General features: G+C 63.4%; 10 protein-coding genes. 1 reads left to right on the top strand and 9 read right to left on the bottom strand.

What is annotated here, in order from left to right:
- Positions 1-110 precede the first annotated feature (110 nt).
- From ACYVDG_RS13190 to ACYVDG_RS13180, 3 genes are read right to left on the bottom strand one after another with little or no spacing between them, the layout of a single operon-like run.
- On the bottom strand, positions 111-344 hold the full coding sequence (locus ACYVDG_RS13190) for a hypothetical protein (protein WP_460750605.1): 234 nt from the start codon (positions 342-344) through the stop codon (positions 111-113).
- Positions 311-853, bottom strand: a complete 543-nt coding sequence (locus ACYVDG_RS13185; RefSeq protein ID WP_460750602.1) for an N-6 DNA methylase — start codon at positions 851-853, stop codon at positions 311-313. Before ACYVDG_RS13185 ends, ACYVDG_RS13190 begins: the two co-directional genes overlap by 34 nt.
- A 60-nt stretch (positions 854-913) precedes the next feature.
- Complete coding sequence (locus ACYVDG_RS13180; protein WP_460750597.1) at positions 914-1546, bottom strand: TetR/AcrR family transcriptional regulator; 633 nt, start codon at positions 1544-1546, stop codon at positions 914-916.
- Between ACYVDG_RS13180 and ACYVDG_RS13175 the strand changes: the two genes are divergently transcribed.
- Positions 1545-2450 (top strand): alpha/beta hydrolase, encoded by a 906-nt coding sequence (locus tag ACYVDG_RS13175; RefSeq protein WP_460750591.1) that lies wholly within the window; start codon positions 1545-1547, stop codon positions 2448-2450. The two genes, ACYVDG_RS13180 and ACYVDG_RS13175, sit on opposite strands and share 2 nt — an antisense overlap.
- A gap of 163 nt (positions 2451-2613) precedes the next feature.
- On the opposite strand, the gene ACYVDG_RS13170 is transcribed toward ACYVDG_RS13175, so the two are convergent.
- The 6 genes from ACYVDG_RS13170 to ACYVDG_RS13145 all read right to left on the bottom strand — a co-directional run bounded on the left by ACYVDG_RS13170 (position 2614) and on the right by ACYVDG_RS13145 (position 7413).
- Positions 2614-3588, bottom strand: coding sequence for an alpha/beta hydrolase (locus ACYVDG_RS13170; protein ID WP_460750588.1), 975 nt, complete (start codon positions 3586-3588; stop codon positions 2614-2616).
- A gap of 103 nt (positions 3589-3691) precedes the next feature.
- Positions 3692-4282 carry a hypothetical protein gene (locus ACYVDG_RS13165; RefSeq protein ID WP_460750585.1) on the bottom strand — a complete coding sequence of 197 codons (591 nt, stop codon included), beginning with the start codon at positions 4280-4282 and terminating at the stop codon, positions 3692-3694.
- Positions 4283-4291: 9 nt separating this feature from the next.
- Positions 4292-4666, bottom strand: coding sequence for a hypothetical protein (locus ACYVDG_RS13160; RefSeq protein WP_460750582.1), 375 nt, complete (start codon positions 4664-4666; stop codon positions 4292-4294).
- A 272-nt stretch (positions 4667-4938) separates the two neighbouring features.
- Positions 4939-5340: a hypothetical protein gene (locus ACYVDG_RS13155; RefSeq protein ID WP_460750581.1), complete on the bottom strand. Its 402-nt coding sequence runs from the start codon at positions 5338-5340 to the stop codon at positions 4939-4941.
- Positions 5341-5462: 122 nt separating this feature from the next.
- Positions 5463-5852, bottom strand: coding sequence for a hypothetical protein (locus ACYVDG_RS13150; protein WP_460750578.1), 390 nt, complete (start codon positions 5850-5852; stop codon positions 5463-5465).
- Positions 5853-5859: 7 nt separating this feature from the next.
- The gene (locus ACYVDG_RS13145; RefSeq protein WP_460750575.1) at positions 5860-7413 is read right to left on the bottom strand and encodes a polymorphic toxin-type HINT domain-containing protein; all 1554 of its coding nucleotides are present in this window, start codon (positions 7411-7413) and stop codon (positions 5860-5862) included.
- Positions 7414-7466: the final 53 nt, after the last annotated feature.

Here is a 7466-nt window from a genome sequence, read left to right as displayed (position 1 = left end):
GCACGGTCAGCCGCGTTCGTCACGTTCTTGAGTATCTCGCGGGTGAGCGTGATCGCGAACGCCAGACCAAGGGCCAGCCCGGGTGGTGTGCCCCGACCAGCGACAACAACCTAAAACAACGGTATTGCAGCAGGGCCCTGCGCCCCCTTGGTCACGGCAACAACGACATTCTCCTGCCGCACCCCCGAATCTGCGAATACACTAGCGCGATTCTCGAAAACCAACAGGCTGTCAAGGCTGACCTGTGCGAGCAGCCACTGGCGAAAAGACGTGAAGTAGACGCCGTTGGCCCAGGACCGGGGCACGATGACTACCGCTTGCCCGCCATCTGCCAGGGCTTGCACACTGTCGGCCCAGAACGCGGCGTAGCGGTTCGGGTGTCCACGGATCGGCGAGCACTGCTCTTACGCTCCTCGCTTTTCCGGGCGAGTTTGCCGTACGGCGGATTGGCAATCACCAGGTCGAACGGTCCGCGCATCCGGGAGTCGCTGGCGGTGAGGAAGTCTCCCTGAACCAGCTCAGTCTCCACTTGCCCATACCGCTCACATTCAGCCAGGGACTCGGCCAGGTGCGGAGCCAAGTCCGGGTCTACCTCGACCGCGGTGACGTGGACTGAGAGTTCAGGCCGCTCAGTACGCAATCGGTGAACCACAGCAGCGGTGAGGGAACCCGTCCCCGCCCCCGGGTCGAGAACACGAACCGTCCCGCTCACAGCATCCAGACGCAGCATCCCGGTCAGGAGGTCACCCGTGACAGAGGGCGTGAAGTGCTGCCCAAAGGCTTCTTGAGTTGCGGGGTCGAGCCCTCTTTGGGCGATCTGGCGACGAGTCTCGATAGCGCTACGGATGTCCACCAGGTCAAGTTAGCGGCTCAGCCCCGGCCCCCGTGCGTGGACCGTCCATCCGTGCGCTGCTCAGGCCAGAGCCAACAGCGACCGCGTGAGCGCTTCAGCAGCGTCGTCCTTCCCGAGCAGCACCCCGTGCAGTTGCGCGTCGGCGGTGTGCACCAGCAAGGCGGCCGTGCGCTCCGGGTCCGATCCGCCTCGCCCGCACCTGCGCAGGTGCGCGGTCAGCCCTTCGGCGACGGTCCGGTGCAGCTCCTGGAGTCGGCGCACACCCTCTGGGACGCGCGGTGCGTGTGCGTGCATCACCTCGTGCAGCACGGGCCGGTCCTGGTGCAGCAGCACCACCTCTTCCGCGAACGCGCGCACCGTGTGCTCCCAGTCGGCCTGCGATTCCGCCAGCCTCGCGAACAGGGCGGTCAGCCTCGCCTCGGCTTCGTCCAGGTGCCGCTCCGCCAGCACGTACAGCAGTGCCCTCTTGTTCGGGAAGTACTGGTAGAGGGTGCCCACCGAGTACCCGGCCCTTTCAGCGATCCGGTTCGTGGTGGCGTCCAGCCCTTCGGCCTCGAAAACCTGAGCAGCCGCTTCCAGGAGCACGTCGACGGTCTCCCTCGAGCGCTGCTGGTGGGGCAGTTTCCTGGGCGTATCGATGACGCGTCCAATGCGAGTTGTCAGGGCTGGCCACGGCACAGAGGATCGTGGCATGACCCATTCTTACACCGCCCATCTCCCCGAGGCACTGCGTCCGGTGCCCCTGCCCCGGTGCGAGTCCACCTGGTGGCGCCGCGCAAACGAAGTCGTGCACGTGGAACGGGTGGGCGAACCCGACGCGCCGGTGCGTGCCGTGTTCCTCCACGGCGCGGGGGGCCATGCCGGGCTCCTGCGGCCCTACGCCGAGCTCCTCGCCCAGCGCGGGGCGCAGTGCGTGGTCCCCGACCTGCCCGGTTACGGGCGCACCATCGTGCGCCGCCGTGCGGCGGTGCGCTACCCCGACTGGGTCGCCGCCGCCACAGACCTGGTCCTCCGCGAACGCGAGTCCCACGACGGCACGCTGCTTCTCGTCGGTGCCAGCGTGGGCGGGATGCTGGCCTACGACACCGCCACCCGTACCGGTGCCGCCGACGCCGTCGTGGCGACCTGCCTGCTGGACCCCGGTGATCCGGCGGCCCGTCGCGTCATCTCACACCACCCCCTACTGGGTAACCTGGCGCTTCCGCTGACCCGAGTGGTCGCCGGGCCCCTCGCGGGGGTTGCCGTGCCGATGCGCTGGTTGACCAATATGCGGGCGATCAGCAACCGCCCGGAGCTGACCGAACTGGTGCTCCGCGACCGCCTGGGCGGGGGCAACAGCATGCCGCTGGGTTTCCTGCGCAGTTATCTGGAGTACAGCCCGCCCGTGGAACCCGAGCAGGCGAACGTTCCGGTCGTCCTGGCCCACCCCGCCGAGGACCGGTGGACGCCCGTGGAGGTCAGCCTGCCGTTCTACGAGCGGTTGGCGGGTCCCAAACGGCTGGTGATGCTCGAAGGGGCGGGACACATCCCCGTGGAGGAGCCGGGCCTGGGCCAGCTGATCGAAGCGGTCGTGAACGCGGTATCGCTCGAGGGGTAAGGGGTTCGGAAGGTGGAGTCGGTGGCGACACCGTTGTTTCAGGGAGTGAGCCGAAGCCCCTACTGGTGCTCGCGATAGCAACCCATACGGATTCACCACGGGCCCACATCATCCGGTCCGGTTCTGCAAGTACACAGCGTCACCCAAGGTGCCTCTTGGCCGCCTAAGGCGATCGCTGCAGCTTGCGGTGCAGGAAATCGGTCTGGGCCGCGACGGCCTCTTTGAAGAGGCGGCTCTCCGGATACAGCAGCCCGAAGTGGCCACCGTCGGTGTCGACCCACTCCTTGGGTGCGACCAGCGAGTCGTACACCTGTCGCGTGACCGCCGGGTTCGCCTCATTGATCTCGTCGTCGGGCGCCACGATCAGGAGGACCGGGCAGGCTACCTGCGGAGCCGCCAGCCCGGCGTGGAACGGTGGTGCCTCGGCGGGGACGGCGAACGTGGCCTGGTTCTGCCAGCCGCTGCCGAACCGGCCGCCGAAGTCGACGAACCAGCGGTACGCCTGGATCTGCGGGAGGAAAGACGGGGACTGGGGGTCAGCCGACACCACCGGCAGCGGGCCGACCGCATCCTCGGGAGCCGCCAGCACGTCCCCGTCCAGGAGACGCCGCTTGATCTTCAGGAAGATCGCACCGTCCGGATCGTCGGGCACACCGCTCTCACCGAAGGCGGGGGCCTGGCCGACCACGGCGCTGACCCGGTCGTCCGCGGCCGCCACCACCAGGGCGGCGTCGGCGCTCAGGCTGTCGCCCCACAGCGCGATCGGACCGGACGGCCCGAGGCTGCTGGCTTCGAGGTAGTCCATCGCGTCCCGGTAGCCGGCTGCCTGGAGCCACGGATTGGCCTGCTGACGCGGTTCCCCGTCGCTGGAGCCGAAGTTGCGGTGGTCGTAGGCCAGGACCGTGAACCCGGCATCGCACAGCGCTTCGGCGTAGCGGTCCATGACCATGGGGATCGTCGCCGTGAACCCGTGGCTCATGACCACCGCCGGGTGGTCATCGGATTCCTTGGCTCGGTAGAGACGCCCCCGTAAGGTCGCTCCCTGCGACTGGAACGCCGCTGGCTGGTAGTCGATGGCCATGAGAATCACAGCTCCCGGGTCACTGATGAGGACGGGATGGGCCAGCGGGGTCGGCACGGCCGAATTTGGGTCGACCGGAGCGGCTCAAGGAGTGTGACCTGAGTCACATATCCGACGCTACCACTAGCGGGAGCGGCAGAGTCGGGGTTCGCGCCCTGTCTCAATACCTCTGAGGCGGCCCATAGCCTGGTTGCGGACCGTAACCGGGAGGCACGGGGACCTTCCGGAAGTAGTCCCGCGCGCTGGCGCGGCAGGCGAGGATCAGGGCGAAGAGGACGATGAAGAACCCGATGATCCCGAACGGGTTGCCGCCGGTGAAGTTGGCGAACTGCATGAGCATCATCAGGCTGTACAGCACGATCATGCTGATCCGCACCCAGCGCGCCCCCGGCTTGCACTGGACGGCGAGCACGATCAGGAAAGTCCCCGTGGCGAAATGCGCCAAGGCGTAGCCGACCCCATACGGCCCTCCCCCGACCGAGTAGAAGCGCACCAGGGCGCTCAACAGCGTGAAGACGGCGAAGATCCACAAGAGCACCCGCTGAACCCGCACCGAGCGCGGGGGTTTCTCGCCGTACAGGCCTGGCGGCAGTGCACTCGGCTGGTCGTAACCCTGGTGCGGGTACGGCGCCTGAGGGTGGAACTGCTGCTGGGGGTGGAACTGCCCCTGCGGCTGCTGGTACTGGTAGCCCCATGGCTGGGGATACTGACCGTGGTCTTCCGGGTTCTGGGGGTTCTGTTCGTAGGACAACGCGTTTCCTCAGGATGGAGAAGTGGGGGTCGCTCTGGCATACCGCCAGGACGAGGGGTAGAAGAGCGGAACCGCGGTCAGCACGGTGAACGGGATGGCCTGCAGTACCGGCGGTCCACCGAACCCGAAGAACCAGAAGTTCAGCGCCACGATCGCGACGCACAGCCCAGCGATCGCGTAGAGCACCGCCCGGCCGCCCTTGCGCAACAACAGTCCGCAGGTGAGAGCTGCCGCACCGGGAACCATGAGCCAGATCGCGAGGAGCGCGTCCCACGCCCCGAAGAGGTGGACGTTGTCCCAATTGATCAGGCTGGGGAGCATCAGGACGGTCCACGCAGGCATGAGGAAGAGCATCACCCGCTGGATCCGGAGTTGGATGGGCATCCTGGGCGCGTCCGGGCGCGGCGGAGCTCCGAATCCTGGAGCGTGCGGCCCCCTTGGTAGGGACTCCTGTGGCCTAGCACCCTGCTGCTGCGGGCCATGTGGAAGAGGGCCTGGCGGCCGACGGGCCGAGGAGTTCGTGCCCGGGGGAAGGGAGTTCGGAGGCGGGGGAATGTGAGGCTGTTCGGACATCACTGCCTTGCCATGGAGGATGAGGGGTTCGTGGGGCCAGCGTTGGCCTCATACAGGGTCATACCGACGCCCGAACCGGATTGTCAGTAGGCTGCGTAACCGCGCTGGGGGCCAGAACCGCGCCTGGAGAAGAACTCACGCGCGGTGGCGCGCAGGGCCAGGACCAGCCCGTAGATCGGGAAGAACAGGCCGATCAATCCCCAGGGATCACCGTTGAACATGCGGCCGACCTGCAAGAGAATCATCACGCTGTACAGCACGATCATGACAACCTGGACCCATTTGGCCCCGGATTTGATCTGGATGGCCAGCACGGTTATCAGGGCGCCCAACAGGAAATACGGCATCGCATAACCGATCCCGAAGGCCCCACCTCCGGCCAGCACCATCGACCATATAGCGTTCCCGCACATCATCGTGGCCATGATCCACAGCAACACCCGCTGCGCACGAATCGAAAGCGGAAGCTTCTTCGAAAAATTCACTTAAATCTTCATTTTTACTATACCAAAAAGGCCATCTGGAAAATCCGAATAATCTTATGCGCGAATTAATTTACAATCTCAACACTGAATCCGATCGAAACTTTTGGAAATTGGCGTGAATCTTATTTTTTCGATACCATTGATATTCCTCCCATTGCGAGTGAAAACAAGCGGGCGAGAAGACTGCGAACTTCCGGGTCCTCATCGATTCGTTCTAGCGATTCGAATCTTTCTGGAGTTAGGTCGATCGTGACAACACCTCCAGAATTTTTGCTATCCAAGGCAGAGAACAACATCAGGCAGCGGTATGCCCGCACTACACCTCCACGCTCTTCGCGCATCAGCGACTGAAGCAAAACAGGCTTTTCCTTGACCTGTCCACGCAGTTCGTGTACCGATGTCCATCGAGTGGCCCAGCCTTTCTCTTCAGCCTCCAATTGGATTGCGATCAATGTTTCAAAATCTATTTCACATATACGAAAATCAGGACCATTGAAGTAAATGGCACTCACGAGAGCATCAGTCCTCACCGAAGACATCTATTCGAATTGATGTATTGGGATCTATGCGCCCATCGTCGATTCTTGCTTGAAGCTCATCCCATCGGTGGTGCCCGCCAAGAATAGTCCCCCCAGGCGAGACAGCGATCCCATCGCCTTCTGCGGCATTATTAATTGAATCCAGAAGTTCATCATTACTAAGTTCTTCATGATACCATTGCGAAGCTGGATCTCGAGTCGACTGTCCCTCACTATATTTGCTGGCGAGGTCCCCGGCATTCTCGTGGTGCGGTGACCAGTCACAGTCCCCAGAGTTATGGACAAGTACAGGAGTTTCTCCTGCCAACACATAGTACGTTTGCAGGTCCTGGACAGTAATGTTATGGACGGGCTGATGTAGCCTTGCTTGCACGTCAACTGCGCTGACCTGCATCCAAACGCCGGATGAAGTCTGCAGCCAACTCCCTGGCTCCAGGTCGATCGCGTCCGTCCAACCCTGGTCCGGGACCCAGAATGGGTGGTTGTCCGTGGCTGTCACAGTGCCCGGCTCCCCCGAGCCATCGTCGACCTCCACCTCCACCAAGGTCTTCTCTCCGCCACCAGATATCAGATGGGTGACCTCGCGCTCGCCCTCTTTCCCGGTTTCGAGGTCGTGCGCGAGAACACGGTCTCCCACAGCCACGAGCTCGATGGGCTTCGCGGTTCCGTCGGCTAGGAGGACAAGGGTGCCGGGGACGAAGCTGTTATGACAGTCATCCCTGCCTCTGCGGTCATCGTTGTTCCCCTGGGAGGACCGGCCGCTGTCCCCCAAGAGCCGGAGGGGCTTCAGATATGCGCCTCCGAACATCGTCGCCCCGTAGCCAAGATTGTGACCCAACCCGCCAAAGAAGCCATGCTCCTCAAAGTTCTCTACGAACGGGTCAGTCAGGGATCCCCACATTCCCCCAAGGGTTCCCATGGGATCATTCCAGAGGTTCGTGGCCCCCTCCCACGTATCTGACCAAGACTCAGCGAACCTCTCGCTACCGCAAAAGTGCAGATGACACCCCAACTCCTCCAGGGAGTCAGCCGCCTCACCTATCCCCTGCGCAACCCCGTTGTAAGCAGTACATTGCACGAAAGCCCAGACACCGCATTCCAGGCGACCGTCTTCGTCAATCCCAATTCCCCAGAATCCGCGATCTTTATGACGCTCCCACTCGTCAGCAAGGGACCAGGCTTCTTGAGTTACATAATCAGTGTCACCATCGAAGAAGGCAGTGCCGACGGTTCCTTCGTGCTCCTCCGGATCGTAAGGCGCGGGGTCGACATCGATCGGATCTCCCGGTTCAGTCGAATCTTGTGACCCCTGATCGGCAGAGCCAACTTCGCCGGGTTCCTCACCTGGCTCTTCTTCCAGGGTTCCCGAGCCTCCTGGTTCCGCCCCGGGAGCGTCTTCGGAAATGGATTCACCTGCCCCGAGGGCATCGCCAACGGCATCACCAACACCATCGCTGATGAGTCGGGGCAGACCAACCAGGAACAAGGACGCTGCGACCGCTGCCACCAGCACAATGACGGCGGCGTATTCCACAAGGGAGGCTCCGCGGTCGGAGTCATGAATACGGCGCAACACGTGAGAGATCC

It is taken from the genome of Nocardiopsis oceani, assembly GCF_054777395.1.
The sequence above is the reverse complement of the archived record's forward strand: the minus strand, read 5'-3'. Positions and strand labels throughout refer to the sequence as shown.